General features: G+C 56.0%; 12 protein-coding genes, 1 tRNA gene and 1 CRISPR repeat array. Of the genes, 1 reads left to right on the top strand and 12 read right to left on the bottom strand.

Going from position 1 to position 17275, the window contains the following annotated elements:
* Nucleotides 1-45 precede the first annotated feature (45 nt).
* Nucleotides 46-4141: direct repeats of the CRISPR family, unit length 32 nt; unit sequence GTTTCAATCCACGCGCCCGCGAGGGGCGCGAC.
* A 178-nt stretch (nucleotides 4142-4319) separates the two neighbouring features.
* From cas2 to tsaA, 8 genes are all read right to left on the bottom strand, one after another.
* Nucleotides 4320-4610: a CRISPR-associated endonuclease Cas2 gene (gene cas2 / locus Q0Z94_RS05440; RefSeq protein ID WP_298068009.1), complete on the bottom strand. Its 291-nt coding sequence runs from the start codon at nucleotides 4608-4610 to the stop codon at nucleotides 4320-4322.
* 6 nt (nucleotides 4611-4616) lie between these two features.
* Nucleotides 4617-5642 (bottom strand): type I-C CRISPR-associated endonuclease Cas1c, encoded by a 1026-nt coding sequence (gene cas1c / locus Q0Z94_RS05445; protein WP_298068010.1) that lies wholly within the window; start codon nucleotides 5640-5642, stop codon nucleotides 4617-4619.
* Nucleotides 5639-6256: a CRISPR-associated protein Cas4 gene (cas4, locus tag Q0Z94_RS05450; RefSeq protein ID WP_298068011.1), complete on the bottom strand. Its 618-nt coding sequence runs from the start codon at nucleotides 6254-6256 to the stop codon at nucleotides 5639-5641. The genes cas1c and cas4 overlap by 4 nt, the downstream gene beginning before the upstream one ends.
* Before the next feature lies 1 nt (nucleotide 6257).
* Nucleotides 6258-7115: a type I-C CRISPR-associated protein Cas7/Csd2 gene (cas7c, locus tag Q0Z94_RS05455; protein ID WP_298068012.1), complete on the bottom strand. Its 858-nt coding sequence runs from the start codon at nucleotides 7113-7115 to the stop codon at nucleotides 6258-6260.
* A gap of 10 nt (nucleotides 7116-7125) precedes the next feature.
* Nucleotides 7126-8853, bottom strand: a complete 1728-nt coding sequence (cas8c, locus tag Q0Z94_RS05460; protein ID WP_298068013.1) for a type I-C CRISPR-associated protein Cas8c/Csd1 — start codon at nucleotides 8851-8853, stop codon at nucleotides 7126-7128.
* Entirely contained in the window at nucleotides 8847-9512 is a 666-nt protein-coding gene (gene cas5c, locus Q0Z94_RS05465; protein WP_366517575.1) for a type I-C CRISPR-associated protein Cas5c, read from the bottom strand. Before cas5c ends, cas8c begins: the two co-directional genes overlap by 7 nt.
* Nucleotides 9513-9651: 139 nt before the next feature.
* On the bottom strand, nucleotides 9652-11964 hold the full coding sequence (gene cas3, locus Q0Z94_RS05470) for a CRISPR-associated helicase Cas3' (protein ID WP_298068015.1): 2313 nt from the start codon (nucleotides 11962-11964) through the stop codon (nucleotides 9652-9654).
* A gap of 199 nt (nucleotides 11965-12163) precedes the next feature.
* Nucleotides 12164-12856: a tRNA (N6-threonylcarbamoyladenosine(37)-N6)-methyltransferase TrmO gene (gene tsaA / locus Q0Z94_RS05475; RefSeq protein WP_298068016.1), complete on the bottom strand. Its 693-nt coding sequence runs from the start codon at nucleotides 12854-12856 to the stop codon at nucleotides 12164-12166.
* Nucleotides 12857-12977: 121 nt separating this feature from the next.
* Between tsaA and Q0Z94_RS05480 the strand changes: the two genes are divergently transcribed.
* Entirely contained in the window at nucleotides 12978-13619 is a 642-nt protein-coding gene (locus Q0Z94_RS05480; protein ID WP_298068017.1) for a flavodoxin family protein, read from the top strand.
* A gap of 84 nt (nucleotides 13620-13703) precedes the next feature.
* Here Q0Z94_RS05480 and Q0Z94_RS05485 read toward each other — a convergent pair.
* From Q0Z94_RS05485 to Q0Z94_RS05500, 4 genes are all read right to left on the bottom strand, one after another.
* Nucleotides 13704-13780 (bottom strand) — tRNA-Pro (locus tag Q0Z94_RS05485).
* A gap of 126 nt (nucleotides 13781-13906) precedes the next feature.
* On the bottom strand, nucleotides 13907-15112 hold the full coding sequence (hydF, locus tag Q0Z94_RS05490; protein ID WP_298068018.1) for a [FeFe] hydrogenase H-cluster maturation GTPase HydF: 1206 nt from the start codon (nucleotides 15110-15112) through the stop codon (nucleotides 13907-13909).
* A gap of 47 nt (nucleotides 15113-15159) precedes the next feature.
* Nucleotides 15160-16416 carry a [FeFe] hydrogenase H-cluster radical SAM maturase HydE gene (hydE, locus tag Q0Z94_RS05495; RefSeq protein WP_298068019.1) on the bottom strand — a complete coding sequence of 419 codons (1257 nt, stop codon included), beginning with the start codon at nucleotides 16414-16416 and terminating at the stop codon, nucleotides 15160-15162.
* 158 nt (nucleotides 16417-16574) lie between these two features.
* Nucleotides 16575-17099, bottom strand: a complete 525-nt coding sequence (locus Q0Z94_RS05500; protein ID WP_298068020.1) for a nitroreductase — start codon at nucleotides 17097-17099, stop codon at nucleotides 16575-16577.
* Nucleotides 17100-17275 lie beyond the last annotated feature (176 nt).

The following is a 17275-nucleotide window of genomic DNA, read 5'->3' on the forward strand; positions in this document are numbered from 1 at the left end:
AGGGGCGCGACCTCTGACCAAGAACGGCCTGAGCTTCCTGGGCCTGTTTCAATCCACGCGCCCGCGAGGGGCGCGACGTATCTTGTCACCGCTTGACATAGCCTTGCCAAGTGTTTCAATCCACGCGCCCGCGAGGGGCGCGACCCTCTGCTGTTATCACTTACATGATCACCAGAAATGTTTCAATCCACGCGCCCGCGAGGGGCGCGACACGCTTAGGAAGTCTATGTTTTCCAGCGTGGACTTGTTTCAATCCACGCGCCCGCGAGGGGCGCGACATGAGTTAATCCCACACGGCACTGACCCCTACTTGTTTCAATCCACGCGCCCGCGAGGGGCGCGACCCCTTCCTCGGAAACGTCTAAACCTTTAGAATAGTTTCAATCCACGCGCCCGCGAGGGGCGCGACCACGCCTTTCCAGTCCGCCTTTGCGCGGGCGTTTGTTTCAATCCACGCGCCCGCGAGGGGCGCGACCTTCTGGGAGCCGCTCATAGAGCGGCCCTTGGAAGTTTGTTTCAATCCACGCGCCCGCGAGGGGCGCGACTGAAGGTGTAGCGGGTAAATGGGCACTCCCTGCGGTTTCAATCCACGCGCCCGCGAGGGGCGCGACCCATAGCAAAGTATATACTCTCTTGTCAAGGGTGTTTCAATCCACGCGCCCGCGAGGGGCGCGACGGGAACCCGTGCAGGATGCCGATACGGGCATACTTGGTTTCAATCCACGCGCCCGCGAGGGGCGCGACTGCGCTTCAAGAACGTTCTCAAGTCGCGCCAAGTGTTTCAATCCACGCGCCCGCGAGGGGCGCGACTTGCCACTTGCCAGCCGCGCCCTCAAAAGCGCGAACGTTTCAATCCACGCGCCCGCGAGGGGCGCGACGCGCTTGCAAGGCGCGTTGCGCAAGCAATCGCCGTTTCAATCCACGCGCCCGCGAGGGGCGCGACATCCGGATATCTCCAGCGGATAAGGTCACCGACGTGTTTCAATCCACGCGCCCGCGAGGGGCGCGACCCATTGCGGGGTCAGTGTCCTAGGGGACTATGTCGTTTCAATCCACGCGCCCGCGAGGGGCGCGACGTCGGGACTTGGAAGGAAGCGCGGAGTACCTCCGGACAGTTTCAATCCACGCGCCCGCGAGGGGCGCGACCTCTCAAGGCCGATGACACTAATGAGGGCTTTGAAGTTTCAATCCACGCGCCCGCGAGGGGCGCGACGCCAGCGGTGGCCTCCCGCTGTCGGGACTTGGGAGTTTCAATCCACGCGCCCGCGAGGGGCGCGACGCTCCAGCGAGACTTTTTCAAGGGCGCGCTTGAGTTTCAATCCACGCGCCCGCGAGGGGCGCGACGCTTGAGAACATAGACTTCTTAAGCATCAAAACTGTTTCAATCCACGCGCCCGCGAGGGGCGCGACGCGCCGGAACAGGATAACTTTACACTTCCGCAAGGTTTCAATCCACGCGCCCGCGAGGGGCGCGACGAGCAAGTCGCGCGCGGCGGCGCAGACCACGGCGCTGTTTCAATCCACGCGCCCGCGAGGGGCGCGACCATCGGTATCGTAGTAGCCTATTGCATAAATCTTGGTTTCAATCCACGCGCCCGCGAGGGGCGCGACGAGCAAGTCGCGCGCGGCGGCGCAGACCACGGCGCTGTTTCAATCCACGCGCCCGCGAGGGGCGCGACTTCATAGCATCACTCCTTGTGTAGTGTGTAAAGATGTTTCAATCCACGCGCCCGCGAGGGGCGCGACCAAGGCCGCCGCGTAACCCCCAACAGCAACCTGTGTTTCAATCCACGCGCCCGCGAGGGGCGCGACCTACGACACCACCGGCCGCTGGACTACCTGCGCGGTTTCAATCCACGCGCCCGCGAGGGGCGCGACATAGACTACTTGTCGGTTAAGGTTAAGGCCGCGCCGTTTCAATCCACGCGCCCGCGAGGGGCGCGACCGCCACTTGCCAGCGACGCCCTCAAAAGCGCGCACGCGCCGTTTCAATCCACGCGCCCGCGAGGGGCGCGACGACGCCTGCGCCTTGAGCTTGGCGAGGGACTTCATGTTTCAATCCACGCGCCCGCGAGGGGCGCGACGCCGGAAATGTTCAAGCGTGCACAAGAAACTTGGTTTCAATCCACGCGCCCGCGAGGGGCGCGACTGAGGGTGTGGCGGGTAAATGGGCACTCCCTGTGGTTTCAATCCACGCGCCCGCGAGGGGCGCGACGCTGGAACTGCCCACTTCCAGACCGGCATAGCAGGAGTTTCAATCCACGCGCCCGCGAGGGGCGCGACCTGCGGCCATTCGTGGTTTTGATAATGGTGGCTGGTTTCAATCCACGCGCCCGCGAGGGGCGCGACGGTGTCATAATAGGAGCCAGGGTCGGAGCGACACGTTTCAATCCACGCGCCCGCGAGGGGCGCGACAGACTTCCAAAATACAGAATCACCAAGGGTAATCGTTTCAATCCACGCGCCCGCGAGGGGCGCGACGAAAACAGCTAGGCTTGTCAACTATTTTTTTTAAGTTTCAATCCACGCGCCCGCGAGGGGCGCGACGTCGTCGTCGTCGTGGTCGTCGCCGCTCTCGTCGGTTTCAATCCACGCGCCCGCGAGGGGCGCGACGGCTACTGTGTCCCGTGGCTTCGGCGTGTGGACGGTTTCAATCCACGCGCCCGCGAGGGGCGCGACTTCCTCAAGATGTTCCTGGAGTTCTTCTGCCGGAGGTTTCAATCCACGCGCCCGCGAGGGGCGCGACAAGCGTGACTTACAGCTATTTCTCAAGCGCTTCAGTTTCAATCCACGCGCCCGCGAGGGGCGCGACACCAATTCCATGACCGACCATAGAACCAGCAGGAGTTTCAATCCACGCGCCCGCGAGGGGCGCGACCCGATACGCACTTCTGTAAGACTTGTAATACCTTGTTTCAATCCACGCGCCCGCGAGGGGCGCGACCTTTGTGTTCGCGCCAGACGATGTCTTTGTCAAAGTTTCAATCCACGCGCCCGCGAGGGGCGCGACTTTTGTCCAGCGCGTCACGCGCTATGGCAAGGCGCGTTTCAATCCACGCGCCCGCGAGGGGCGCGACCTGTGTCTCATGGGGAGAGTATATACATAAATCGGTTTCAATCCACGCGCCCGCGAGGGGCGCGACAAGGCACCACCATTAGAATGCATATACTCAATAAGTTTCAATCCACGCGCCCGCGAGGGGCGCGACTAGGCGGGATGGCAAAAGCTAGCAACGGTAAGCAGTTTCAATCCACGCGCCCGCGAGGGGCGCGACCGCAAAGATAAGAGACGCGCTTGCAAGCTAACTTGTTTCAATCCACGCGCCCGCGAGGGGCGCGACCTCCTTACAGCCTTGTCTCATGAGTCGGGGACAAGGTTTCAATCCACGCGCCCGCGAGGGGCGCGACGAGCTGTCCTTGATATACATGGACAGCAAGACTGGGTTTCAATCCACGCGCCCGCGAGGGGCGCGACACAAGCGTACACTCTTATAATATCCCTATGCAAGTGTTTCAATCCACGCGCCCGCGAGGGGCGCGACGTCTATCCATTCCGCACCTCTCTTGTCTACTTGCAAGTTTCAATCCACGCGCCCGCGAGGGGCGCGACGGTAGTGACTTATGACTTTTTTCTGGACTTTAAGGGTTTCAATCCACGCGCCCGCGAGGGGCGCGACGTTCGTCTGGCCGACAGCGTTCCCAGAGGTAGAAGTTTCAATCCACGCGCCCGCGAGGGGCGCGACCATACCTTGCCTAGTCTATCGGTATCACCATAGGGTTTCAATCCACGCGCCCGCGAGGGGCGCGACGAAGGTATGTAGCCCTGTCTGTAGACTTACTGCAGTTTCAATCCACGCGCCCGCGAGGGGCGCGACTCTCGCAAGGCTGCATGTACAGCCTTGCATAGATGTTTCAATCCACGCGCCCGCGAGGGGCGCGACTCGACTACGACTGTCTGCTGGTACGGCCAGCAGACGTTTCAATCCACGCGCCCGCGAGGGGCGCGACCCGCCATGATACACATGGCGGGCGGTATGACGCTGTTTCAATCCACGCGCCCGCGAGGGGCGCGACCGCCTGCGTCATCTCTCCCCTGTGCCCTTGCGTGTGTTTCAATCCACGCGCCCGCGAGGGGCGCGACTGTCAAGGGTTATTATTCAATATTGCTGCACTGTTGGCAAGCCCCCACCGATGATCTTTTCTCTCTAGTCACTCAAAAACTTTCCCACGGCATATCAAGACAAATTTATTTTACTATATCAATATATTATGAATATCGACGACCTTTAGGAAAATCTTGTTCGCTTGAGGTCCTCGCTTCAAAACACAAGAGGTCCTTCCAGATCAAATGTCGGCTTAGTGCCAAAGTGTTCAACCTTGCCTCGCCACGAATTCCCGAGAAGGTAAAAACGGAGACTATCTTTCTGCGTATCCATTTCCGCGATAAGGGAAGCACGCAATTTTTGCCATTGAGCATTATCCAAAAGGCATTCAAAGACTGAAAATTGTACCCTCTGTCCCCAATTGGTACAAAGTTTCGCTATGCGGCGAAGTCTCTTTCTTCCTTCTGCATTTTCAGTATTTACGTCATAACTAATCAATACCAACATATTTTGTCACCTGATTGAAAAAGGAGGATAGGCGTCTAGTTCTCCCCGAATATACCGTGCAAGCAATTGCGCCTGTATATGGAACAACTGCCCTACCATCATCCGTTCATGTAAAAAAGGATGTTCAATTTCTTCCCTTTTGCGTTCCTGCCATATAGCAAGAACTTCTTTTCTGCTCTTTTCTTTCAGTATGACAGCACCTGTTTCCATCCGAATAAAATCTGACTTTCGTATCTGCTGTCTGTTGATAAGAGTTACAGTCAAACGATCGGCAAGATAGGGCCGAAATTCCTCCATCATATCCAGAGCCAAACTGGGACGTCCAGGTCTATCCCGATGCAGAAAGCCTGCTGCAGGATCAAGCCCGACACCTTCCAGAGCGGCTCGGATATCATGTGTCAAAAGCGTATAAAAAAACGAAAGTAAACAGTTGACTTCGTTTAGAGGCGGTCGTTTGCTCCGAACCGAAAAACTTAAACCCTCTTCATGCGCTTCTCGCCGGATAAAACAGTCGAACACACTAAAATAACTGTGCGCAGCCTCGCCTTCAATACCTCGAACCACATCAAGTTCACCTTCTTTTTTCAATCTTTCCAGACAGTGTCTCAAGGTTTCCGAGGCCTGATTTATGGCTGAATTTTCCAAAATCCTTGCTTGACGAAGAAGTAAGGTCCTGCAGTTCGCAATTTTTCCGATAGTAAAAAAACGTGCAAGTTCAGCTGATTTTTGCAATGAATCGGAAATTCGGTATTGAGCTCGGCGCAGAAGAATATTTCCCGTTGTCGGCCCATACATGGCCGCCATAAATCGCCCGAATTCCGTAAACCAGGTTACGGTAACGCCAATCTTTGCACAGTGCTCCAATAAATACTGACTGCACGATATGTGTCCGAAGCAAGCTATTGACTGAAGCGTATGAAGTGGTATCTTGCCAAGCAACTCCCCTTCCAAACGGAGTTCGACACATTCACCTTCTTTGGAAAGCCAAGTATTCTGTGTCGTTACGAACAGCGTATTCAAGTAGCGTTTCATTCGTTTTCTCCGCACAACTGTTGAACATAGTCTGCGGCTCGCAATGAAGCCAGCTCTGGCAGGCAAAGTTCTTTCAAAGAGCAAGCGCCGCATCCGTTTTTTTGTTCCGGAGGAGGAGTTCTCCCCTGCTCCAGCAACTCATGAACAGCTCTGGCTACTTCTTCGGTTCGACACCGAAGTGCCTCGGTAAACTTCACTGTCAACCGACGGCGGGTTTGTCCATAGAAAAGCGCCCCCTCCGTTAGCGAAACGTTAAGCATCTCTTCCAGACAAAGTGCCTGCCCACAGAGCTGAACTTTATCGGCATCGCAGCCCTGTTTCGGCCTGCCCTTTTTATATTCTACGGGATACGGCCGCCAGATTCCTCCCTGACGCTGGAACTCCACGACATCGGCCCTGCCGTGGAGTCCCAGCCGTTCGGAGTTCAATTCAAGATCGGTAACGATCTTTACGCCGTCACGCAAGCGGCTGCTACTGTCGTGGGCACTCTCATGCATGATTCGGCCTTCCATGGTATGTCCGTTTTCCTGCCATACCTGTTCCAGAAAGATGAGGGCGCACTGTCTCGGACAGTATGCATAATGCTCAAGAGCAGACAGCGTAACCGATTCCATGCTAAAGCATTTCCTCCACACACACCCCAGACGGACATTCTCCCTTCAACGATATGGCGTAGTCTGCAAAACTGCGGGCCGGCCCGTCTGTAACCCGTTCACAGGTGACAAGATCAAACAGCTTCTGTGCCGGCGCATTACCCATAGGTTTTTCATGTTCAAACACAAACAGCTTGCGCGAACTCATTTTACCACGTGCCGCAGAATGGTCGTTTTCAAACATATTGATGATTGCTTCCCACAAAAGTTTGAGATCTTCCTCGGAAAAACCAGTCTTCTCCGCATACGGGGCAGAAATGAATCCTTCGGTTCGGTACAGTCCGTAAGGTACGATAAATTTGCGTCCCATGGTCCGCTCATTATCCAAATCTTTAACATTGGTCACGGCCATGCGTGTGATACAGATCTCGGCGGGAACGACAGGCTCCACGCTGGAGGCAAAGGTCAGCTGTACCGGCCCGCGCACCTGACCGCAGTTCACTTCCGTACTCATCACCGCTCCGAAGGTGCGAATGTCATAGAAGTTGTCACACATCCATCTAGTAACGGCTAACGCTTCCTCCTCTTTCTTGGGGAGTTTTCTCGCCTCAAATTTCAAGTTCAGCGCCGTATACGCTTCTTCATGTCTCTGGTTAAGTACGGCCTTTTCTTGGACATAAATGCGATATCCAGTGGCGCCTCCCCGTACAAGCTCCACATAGTTGCGGATCTTGCGCTTAAGGCAGACGTCCGTCACCAGGCCGCGTCCCGTCTCAGGATCAATGCGGGGCAGGTTCCCTGCATCTGGATCGCCGTTGGGATTGCCATTTTCCACGTCAAAAAACAGTACAAAGTCATAGCGATGAGCAAGAGCAGACATAGCAGCCTCCTTAGTCGGAAAGATCCGACGTTTCGTTTTTTTTCTGATAGTTGGCGTTATTCTGATGATAGTACCCAAGCATGAAGCGTCCCTGGTCGGCCAGAGAAAGTACAGCAGGAAAATCCGTCATACTGCCCATAATGTCGGCAACCGTTTTGGTAAAGCTGACATCATAGCCGCTGAAGCTGTTTTTCTTCACTTTCGTCACATGGTGCTGGGCAAGACGCAAAAGCAAGGGAAAGACCAGCCGCGGCGTAGCGGAAGCCGCTCCGATATACCGTTCCCGAAGAGGAGCGTTGACCTTGCCACCAAGGGCATCCTTCTGGGCTTTTTCCAGAACGGCGAACAGTCTTCCCAACCTGTAGCCGATATTGTTTTCATCCGTATTCAGAGTCGTCATGTCGTGTTCCTCATGATGGTTGCGGCAAAGATATGCCTTAATGAACGCCGCCCGAAAATAATCAGCCTTCTTATCCGCGTGGATACGCTGCAGTATTGTTAAATACATGTTTTCGGGATAACGGCTCCCTGTAAGTATACTGCGCGAAAGCTGCCCGGCGAGTTCTGGAGGAATGTTTTCCGTTTTGCCCTGCGCCGCCGCACTCTGCAGAATACGCCATAGAGGAGGATATCTCGGATCTGAGGAAAATTGGCGCTCAATGTACAGTTCTTCATACCAGCGGTTGAAATGACGGAGCAGGACTTCCAGCGTGTCGACGACCCAGAAGCGTACACTCAGACGAGCCGCGTTGGGAGCCAGGCCAAGCACGAAAAAGCGGACTGTCGGGTCAAGTTCTCTATCTGCTTCATGAAGCGATCTCCCATTCCGAAGGGCCTCAAGGATGTTCCGAAGAAGCCCCACCTGCTTCCCGTCCTGTTGCTCGTTGTCCTCCGGTGCCCAGAAACCACCAAAGAGCGTTTCGGCAGGAGTGGCCTTCTCAGCCCAGAAAACGATGCTGGTGTCGCCTATGCGTACGATCTGCCTGTGTTCTCTCTGCAAAAGATAATTCAAGGCTGCCGTATATTCCCGTGCCGCCGTGCCACAGACAGGTGCGTTGGCGTTCTGCTCCTTTCCGTACGATTCAAAAGAATGACAGTTGAAGGATACCAGTGCTGTGCCGGAACTCTGTCCTCCGACAACGCCCTTAATAGCCGGATGGGTCAGGGCTATGGCCGCATGTTTTCCCGTCACCAGGCAGACACCACACTTGCCTTTGTCTCCAGAGAGTGCGTCAAGCCAAAGTCTCCGCATGTCTTCCTGTTCATGCAGGCAACTTTTCTCTCCTTTCAAACGGAAGACCACGTTGCTGTCCAGAAGTGCATCCCGATTGTCCAGAGCGTTGAACCGTTCCGGAGTCCAGCGATCGAGAAAAGCCAGCAGCGCACGAGCATGGACGCTTTGACAGGAGGCAAGCCTTTCCTGATGCAGATTCCGGAAGGCTTCCCGTTTACGCTCGAGCTTATCCAGTGAATCCTTACCACTCACCCCCAGAACATAACCGGTATTGTCCCAAAGAAAATTCGGCGCTACGTTTACCGTACGCTTTACAGCCGCCGGCACGAAGCATCGGACAGGTTTTCCCTCGCTGTTCCGCAAGTCGTGTACGGCGCACAGATCACCCTCTTCGGAGATTTCCAAGATAAAGGAAACATACTCTGCACTCATCCCTTCAGGAGGCATACCTGACGCCGGATCCTGCGAAAGTCTTTCCTGAAAAAGGCAAAGATCCTTTAACATGCCGCCTCCTTCCACCAACGGGCGACATCAATCACACCTTGCTCCAGCCTGGGCCGGTAGAACAACGACGTTATGGACGAAGCAAAATCCATATCGTACAACATGATGCCTAGATCGCGCTGAGCATCGCCGGAGAGTTCCGATTCAGGGAGTTCCTCGTCGTCTTCAAGCAGAGAAAAATAGGCTGGAAATTCACGGCATCCCAGACAGGGCTGATGGAAGCATTCCCCTCTTCTTGCTCTGCGACGGAAAATGTCGAGATGCTTTCCCTCATTGTCCCCGATGCCGGCTCGGGCCGTCATCTCAAAATGTGCCTCAACAACATAATCCACATCCCTGAGAACCAGTGCAGCGCGCTGCTGGCGTGCTTCCTCCACAAATAAACGAAGATCCGCACCTGCAGACGCCGCGTTTTTCACCGTACGGGCCGTCGGCCCCTTGACTCCGACCTCGTTACGACGTAACGTATCAAATCGAATACGCTTCAGGACATGAATCTTGTCAACCCGCCACACTATGGCCGGCTTCCAGTGTACGGCTTCCAACATCCCCCGCACCGCGGAGGGAGTCGGCACGTCGTAGCTCATGCGCTCGGCCTTGCACTCCGGTCTGCTGAACAGGGCATAGCATCCCCAGAACCGGATTCGGACACCGAACATCAAGACCTCCTTCCAAGGTTTCAGGCCGCCCGCAGACGGCCCAGTCAATATCCTCAAAAATGTTTCAATCCTCGATTCGAATCGACGGCTCAACTGTAGTTTGGACTTTCCAGTTTGTCAATCTTCATTTTTGATGAAATTAAAAGCAAAGAGTCTCCACATCGATACCATCCTCCAGCTTCACATCCAGGCCAAGCTTTTCATCATAGCCCACACCTCCGCTCAGGATGGGAATGCAATCGTGCCACAGCTCGACGCGTCCGGTCTTCTGCAGCTCTTTCAGCTCACCGCCATACACCTGCACACTGTATCGCTGAAGCCGGCGCAGGAGATCGGGAGATGCTACGACAGACTGTCTCAATTCTCGAAGAATGTTTTCGGCATCCTCGTTGTCAATGACAACCAGCGTTGTCTGATCTTCGATGAATCGAAAGGCGCGATCGATGCTCGCGAACTGGAACGCGCCAAACGTCTGCCCGTTCTCCCGTTTCATGGTTTGCAGAATATTCTTTTCATCCAGAGAAGACGCCCCATAAAGCGCTCGGAAGTAAGCGTCAATACAGGAAGGGCTGAACAGATCCCCCTGTCTGTCCGCCACGCTGTCGAAGGCCGTCCTGCGTCTTGCCAGTTCCGCAGCCCGGCGGGCAAGCGGTTTATCAGAATCAAACACAAAAACCTGCCCCGTATCCTGTTCCCCGTGACGGTTGCAACGGCCCGCCGCCTGAGCTAGAACATCAAGCCCGTTCCTCTCCCTGAATACCACGGGAAAACTGATATCGACACCGCATTCGACGAGGGAAGTACTTACCACACGACAGTTCTGCCCTGCCTCAAGACAAGAACGGATCTTTGCAAGGACGCGGCTTCTATGGGCTGGCGTCATACGGGCGCTGAGATGAAAGTTTGCGTCATCCTCTTTCAGAAGCATAAACAATTCCCGTGCGTAACGACGCGAATTAACTATGCAGAGAACCTGCTTTTCCCCGTTCAGCCTCTGCACCAGCTCTTCATCTGAACATTCCCCGATAACGCTCAGCCTCGTACGCTGAAAGATGGAGAAAAGAAACGGAGAGCTTTCCAGCGGTATGAGAGAACGCACTTCGTCTTTGGTAAAGCCCTCTGGCAAGAGAGGAGAGGCGTACAATGCCGGTTGCGTGGCCGTACATAGCACGATGCTCACATGATACTGCCCGGCAAGGACCTTAAGTGCGGACACGCATGGCTTGACGAAAGGAACGGGAATCTGCTGTACTTCATCAAGAATCACCACGCTTCCGACTATGTTATGCAGCTTGCGGCATTGAGCCGGGCCATGCGCAAACAGCGACTCGAAAAACTGTACCGCTGTGGTAACAATGACCGTGGCGTCCCAGTTCTCAGCACTCAGCCGAAACTGCAACGCTTCTGTGCTATCCTCATCCACCTCACCATCCTTGGTGTGAACATAGTTACTGTGATGCTCGAGAACGGCATCCTCACCGAGAACCTTCCTGTACTCCTGGGCGTTCTGTTCAATGATACTGGTATACGGAACAACAAAGATAACCCGTTTCATACCATGCTTGCGGGCATGAGACAATGCAAAGGCAAGAGAGGAAAGCGTCTTGCCTCCACCGGTCGGAACGGTGAGTTCAAACACGCCAGGTTTGTTTTGCGCCGCTTCCCGGCAACACTGAAGGATATACTGCCTGGCCAAGTTTATCCGTACGCCTTTTTGCTTTTTTTCGTCTTCAGCAGAACAGTGCAACTCTTCCGGAAGTATGACCTTCGGGGAAAGAAAGCCCCGTTCCCGCAAACTGTGCTCCAGTTGTTCTTCCAGCACCTCCACAGAAGGCCAGGTCACTCGCATCCTGTGCCTGTCAGGAGCACAGAAGCGCTCCGTATCCAGAAAATCTGCATCCACAAGGCAGGAATACAGCATACGGATCAACATACTGCACGAAAAAGCGTCAAACTTACCTTGTACATTGCTCATCAGGGGGAGAAGCTCCCGTGCGATGGAAGAAAACGGGGGAAGTTCCGGCAGCGGTCCTTTTCTCCAGTCCGGCAACTCGGAACATCTTTGGTCGGAAAGCCTCTGGAGGAGGGACCCTTCCTCTGCGGCGCTTGCTCCGTAATCAGGCATTCCGCCGTGATGCCCGACAAGTGCATAGCCTAGCAGGTATGCCAGTGCTCTTCCTTCTCTGTTCGATGAATCTCCCTTTGTCCACTCTTCGAGCAGATAGCGGGCGCCTGCTGTGGCATGATCTACCCTTCGCCCTCCTTCCAGCCTGTGCTGAGCCTCCTTGGTATTTTTCCCGATATCATGTAAGAGGCCAAGGAGTTTTCCCGTTATCAAAGCACCGAAGCTGGAAGCAAAATACCTCGTCAGTTCAGCCACCTTGCCAAGATGTTCTTTCAAAGTCTGCCATTTTTCTTTTGGTTTGCCCGGCAGCGAATGTGCGTACAGCATAAGCTCTCCTTGTGTCAGCAAGAACATGCGTCCATGCCTGAAATAAAGGTCTGGAGACAATCATTGGCAAAAACCTCACGAAAACGTCCCTAAGCACTCCTCACGCTCGGACAAAAACAAGACGTTCCAGGACAGACTGGCTGCTCAGCCTTCTTCGACTCGTACTCTCGAACAGCACTTCCGCCGCACTCAGCCCTTTTCAATTCAGAGGAAGCACGTCCAGCACTTCGACCCTGCCGTCTTTTACTCTGAAGCGCACCGTAGAGCCGCCGAACGTCATGGCGTAGACTCTGGTTCCGTCATGCTGATAACGGGGTCTGGGGTCTCCGGCGAGGATCCCTTTCAGGGCTTCAAGCTGTATCGGGGAGAACAGGCGGCGCAGGTCTTCCGGAATGTCCACTTCCAGCACCGTATCGTCGAGTCCGTCCGTAAAGCCGCCGCGGGCTTCGGGGCGGCTGTCGGCATAGGGAACATAGGGTTTGATGTCCACGATGGGCGTACCGTCCAGCATGTCCACACCGGCGACGTGGAGAACAGGCCCGGCATCGCTTTCCAGCTCCACACTTTCAAGTCGCACACAGGACAGTCCGATGCCGTTGGGACGGAAGGGAGAACGCGTGGCGAACACGCCGAGACGCGTGTTTCCACCCAGTCGGGGAGGCCGTACCGTGGGCGTCCAGCTCTCGCGGACATTCCGTGAAAAAAGCCAGAGCAGCCAGATGTGGGAAAAGCCTTCCAGTCCGCGCAACGCCTCGGGAACGCGATATTCAGGGGTAAAGATCACCCGTCCTTCGAGCGCATCCACAAGTCCGCTCTGCCGAGGCACGCCGAATTTTTCGGGCAGATCCGTATGGATATGGGCTATAATGTTCATGCGTGCAGAATAGCCCATGCCGCACCGCACGGCAAGGAAGGTGGCGAAACAGGGCTGGAGGCTGCTTGCCTTTTCCCTTCAGAGCGCTATGATGAACAACATCTCCACATAATCACGGACGAGCGCAAAGGAGAAAGCCATGATTATCGCTCTCAACGGAAGCCCCAGACCCAACGGCAACACGGCGGCCATGCTGCGCGCCGCTCTGGAAGGCGCTGCCTCGACCGGCGCTGAAACAAAACTCATTCAGCTCTACCCGCTGAAGGGCAAGGGCTGCGTGAGCTGTTTTTCCTGCAAGCGCAAGGGCGGGAAGCTGGGACACTGCGCGCTGAAGGACGACTTTTCACCCGTGCTGGACATGATGGAACAGGCGGACGCCCTGCTCTTCGGCTCTCCCATTTACTACTACACGCTTACGCCGGAGATGCTCGCGCTGATCCATCGCTTTCTGTTCAGTCACATGCTGTACAACAAGGAAAAACGCTGGGTGTTCCCCCGCGTCATCCCTTCGGCCTTCATCTACACCTTCGGCGTGAAGGAAAACGCCGCTGACGAGCTGCTGGCTCGCTTTTCCTTCATCCACAACAGCATGGGGAACATGCTGGGCCGCCCGGCAGAACTGCTCTACAGTGCGGACGCATGGCAGTTCTCCGACTACAGCCTTTATGAAGCCGACCGCTTCGATGAAGCTGAAAAGCGCAGACATCTGGAAGAAGTCTTCCCGCTGGACAAGCAGAAGGCCTTTGAACTGGGGATCCGGCTGGCCAAGGCAAAAAACTGAACGGCGCAGCGCCTATGTTCTACAAAAGCAAAAAATAAGGCTTCACAAGGTCTGTTCCTCATGAAGCCTTATTTGTTTGCCGCCTGGTCGGGATGGCAGGATTTGAACCAGCGACCCCAGCGTCCCGAACGCTGTACTCTACCAGACTGAGCCACATCCCGACAACGAAAGGCACTATAGCCGGACGCCGGGCAAAAGGCAAGCGCTTTCTTTGCATTTTGCAGAAAGGGGAACGCTCGGCACATCCGCTTTTTCCGTCCCGCAGAAAATCAGCGAAACAAGCCGCCCTACTTCATGTCGATATGTTCCAGAATGCCTGCGAGCTTGGCCAGCGCCACGCCGTAATTGCAGATGGGAACCCCCTGTTCCGCGGCGCGGCGAATGCGGGACATCATGTAGGTTCTGTTGAACATGCACGCACCGCAGTGGATAATGAGGTCGTACGGCGTGAGATCTTCGGGAAAATCAGTACCGCTCACCACCTTGATCTCCAGTGTATCTCCAAAGCGGGCGCGCAGACGGCGGGGAATCTTTTCGCGACCTATGTCCTCGGCAAGAGGCGCATGGGTGCACGCCTCAGCAATAAGCACGCGGGAATGGGGTGTCAGTCTGTCTATGGCCTCGGCCCCTTGCAGAAACGCCCGCATATCGCCCTTGTACCCCGCCATAAGAATGGAAAAGGAGGTCAACCGGCTCTGCGCGGGCTTGAATTTCCATACCAGCGGGAAAACCTGCGAATCCGTAATGATGAGCTGCGGAGCTTCGCGTAGACTGGCCAGCGTCTGCTCGATCTTGTCCGCCGTGCAGCTCGCGACGATGCATTTCTTGTCCAGCAGCTCTCTGAGAACCTGAACCTGCGGCAGGATAAGCCTGCCCTGCGGAGCCTGTATATCCTGCGGCATGACCAGCATGACCACATCGCCCTCGGCACACAGGCTTCCCGTGAGGTCTCTCTGTCCCCAGTCTGCCGGAACCAGGCGGAGCATGGCTTCCAGAAGCCTGTCCATATGATGCCGGTACAGTGCGCTCACAACCACAGGGGAATGCCCCAGAGCCTCCTCTATCCGGGCACAGAGGGCGTTTGTCTCCTCCGGAGAATACTGGTCGGACTTGTTGAGGACGACAAGGTACGGCGTCTTCCGTTCACGGAAGGCTTCCACCCACTTCTTCTCCTCGTCAAGCTCTCCGTCTCCAGCTACCAGGAGAGCAATGTCTGTTTTCTCCAGCGCCAGTCTGGTCTTTTCCACGCGCAGGCCGCCCATGACCCCATCATCATCAAAACCGGCCGTATCAATGAGAACACACGGACCGAGTCCGTGTATTTCCATGGACTTGTACACGGGATCAGTGGTCGTTCCCGCCACTTCGGAGACAATGGCGGTTCCGTGCCCGGTAAGCGCGTTGATAAGGGAAGATTTGCCGGCGTTGCGCCGCCCGTAGATACCGATATGGAGCCGCCCTGAGCGTGGCGTATCATTGAGAGTATCCGACATGCGTACCTCCTGAAAAACGCGAACCGCGGAAAAACGGCTCACAGAAGCTAATCCTGTTCCTTCCTGAAATCGCCGCGATCGACTACGATGTCGTAACCGATGGCCTGAAGCCGCCGCCTCAAAGCCTCAATATTGTCCGCACACTCCGCGCCCTCGGAGCGTTTATTGTTGTAAAGCGTGTAGCGGAGGCGGGCACTTTTGGGGGAGAGATTGGGCATGAGCACATTGGCACCCGCCAGTATGCCCCGTTCCCGGCCATCCTCCGCCGCCGTTCCCAGTGCCGTCGTGGATGGAAGCATGGCCGGAGGCAGAAGCAGGCGTGTTATGGCCACCATGGTCAGCGTCCGTTCCACATTTCCGGAGGGGAAATCCGCAAACGGCGTCCGGGTATGAGGGATGAACGGTCCGATGCCCACCATTTCGGGGCGGAACTCGTGCAGAAAAGCCACATCCTTGACAAGGCAGGCGGTCGTCTGCCACGGAGACCCCACCATGAAGCCCGCTCCCGTCTGGTAGCCGCAGGCTTTCAGGGAACGAAGACAGGCCATGCGTTTTTCCCAAGACTGGTGAGGGGGGTGAAGTTTTGCGTAATGGACGGGGTCGGCGGTTTCATGACGCAGAAGGAAACGGTCGGCCCCCGCGTCCCGCAGCAACCGGTAGGATGCTTCTTCCTTTTCGCCGACGGACAGGGTGACGGCGCAGTCCGGCCAGCGGGCCTTTATCCCGCGTAAAAGCTCAGCCAGACGCTCATCTGTGAACCACGGATCCTCGCCGCCCTGAAGCACAAACGTGCGAAAGCCGAGACCGTAGCCGTGTTCGCAGCAGCCGAGTATCTCCTCCGGGGAAAGACGATAGCGGGAAGCATCCGCGTTGCTGCGGCGTATGCCGCAATACCGGCAGTCCTGACGGCAGATATTGGAAATTTCGATAAGTCCGCGAAGGTAAATCTTTGTTCCGAAATGCCGTCTGGCCACGCGCCTGGCCCGTGCGAAAAGTTCTTCGCGCAGTGCGGACGAATCCCCGGCATTCAGGAGCGTAATCGCCGCTGTCTGCGCCGCGTTGTCCCTGAGCTCCGCTTCTTCAAGGTATTGTGCTTCCAGGTCTCCGGCCTGCTCGGGCACAGGCCCGGAAAAGGCCTGGGGTGCACAGGCATTGATAAACGCGGCGAGGTCTCCGGCGGACGGCAGTTCGCGGCGTTCGAGAGTGTCAAGAACGGCTTGATAATGCTGATAATCCATAGTGTTCATCGTGGGAAGAGAGCCTTTGGAGAGTATCTTTTCAGTGCGGTGAATGCCGTGAGACAAGCGCACATCGTCCCTGCCCCACACTGCCGGACAGTGTACATCTGGGAATACGAGCGGTGTTTCTTCAAGTTAAACTGGAAGTTTTCCTGCGTGAAACAACGGCCAGAAGCATTTTCGGGCAGAGCGGCCACCGGAAAAACCGCTCGCCTGTGACAGTCTCATTTCACATAGACGACATAACCTTTTTTACGGGGTCTGGCTGGAGCTTCGCCGCCTTCCGCGGCATAACCGAGGATGCAATGCCCCACGCCCCGGTACTCGCCCTCTATGCCCCAGCGCCTGAGCAGTTCCTTGCCTTCCTCAGATGTGAACTCCTCCGCTGCGCGATGGATCCAGCAGGAACCAAGGCCAATGGCGTGTGCGGCGAGCATAAGATTGCCGATGACGAGCGAAGCGTCTTCCCGATAGGTGGGACGGGTCGGGTCGGCCAGCACCACAAGCACCGTAGGCGCACCGTAAAACGGATCGCTCTGCGTGCCCATGATCTCCGCATTCATGCGGGAAAGCCGGGCGATGGTGTCCTTGTCCTGAACGGCAACGATGAGGGGAGACTGTGCACCTCGTCCGCTGGCGGCCCAGGTTCCGGCCTCAAGCACAATGGCAAGTTCCTCGTCCGTGATCTGGCGGGGCTGATATTTCCGGCAGCTGCGGCGGGTTTTGATGTCCTGAAGAGTCTCTTGCATGGCAGATTTCCTCCTGCTGATGGCTTTTGAAACGAGGCGGAGACGATGTCCTCGGCCAGACGTTACAGGTAAAAAATAGGTTTCCATCCGACACATGGCAAGAGCTTTTTCGGGAAAACTTCCACACTGCGCTTCTCCCGCTTGCAGCCGGCATCCATCCTTCTTGACAGTCAGCG

It is taken from the genome of uncultured Mailhella sp. (genome assembly GCF_947631555.1).
Classification (GTDB): Bacteria; Desulfobacterota; Desulfovibrionia; order Desulfovibrionales; family Desulfovibrionaceae; genus Mailhella.

Excerpts from the sequence above, each read along its gene's own strand:
- cas2 (WP_298068009.1), bottom strand. The coding sequence starts at position 4,610 with ATGTTGGTATTGATTAGTTATGACGTAAATACTGAAAATGCAGAAGGA.
- cas1c (WP_298068010.1), bottom strand. The coding sequence starts at position 5,642 with ATGAAACGCTACTTGAATACGCTGTTCGTAACGACACAGAATACTTGG.
- cas4 (WP_298068011.1), bottom strand. The coding sequence starts at position 6,256 with ATGGAATCGGTTACGCTGTCTGCTCTTGAGCATTATGCATACTGTCCG.
- cas7c (WP_298068012.1), bottom strand. The coding sequence starts at position 7,115 with ATGTCTGCTCTTGCTCATCGCTATGACTTTGTACTGTTTTTTGACGTG.
- cas8c (WP_298068013.1), bottom strand. The coding sequence starts at position 8,853 with ATGTTAAAGGATCTTTGCCTTTTTCAGGAAAGACTTTCGCAGGATCCG.
- cas5c (WP_366517575.1), bottom strand. The coding sequence starts at position 9,512 with ATGTTCGGTGTCCGAATCCGGTTCTGGGGATGCTATGCCCTGTTCAGC.
- cas3 (WP_298068015.1), bottom strand. The coding sequence starts at position 11,964 with ATGCTGTACGCACATTCGCTGCCGGGCAAACCAAAAGAAAAATGGCAG.
- tsaA (WP_298068016.1), bottom strand. The coding sequence starts at position 12,856 with ATGGGCTATTCTGCACGCATGAACATTATAGCCCATATCCATACGGAT.
- Q0Z94_RS05480 (WP_298068017.1), top strand. The coding sequence starts at position 12,978 with ATGATTATCGCTCTCAACGGAAGCCCCAGACCCAACGGCAACACGGCG.
- hydF (WP_298068018.1), bottom strand. The coding sequence starts at position 15,112 with ATGTCGGATACTCTCAATGATACGCCACGCTCAGGGCGGCTCCATATC.
- Q0Z94_RS05500 (WP_298068020.1), bottom strand. The coding sequence starts at position 17,099 with ATGCAAGAGACTCTTCAGGACATCAAAACCCGCCGCAGCTGCCGGAAA.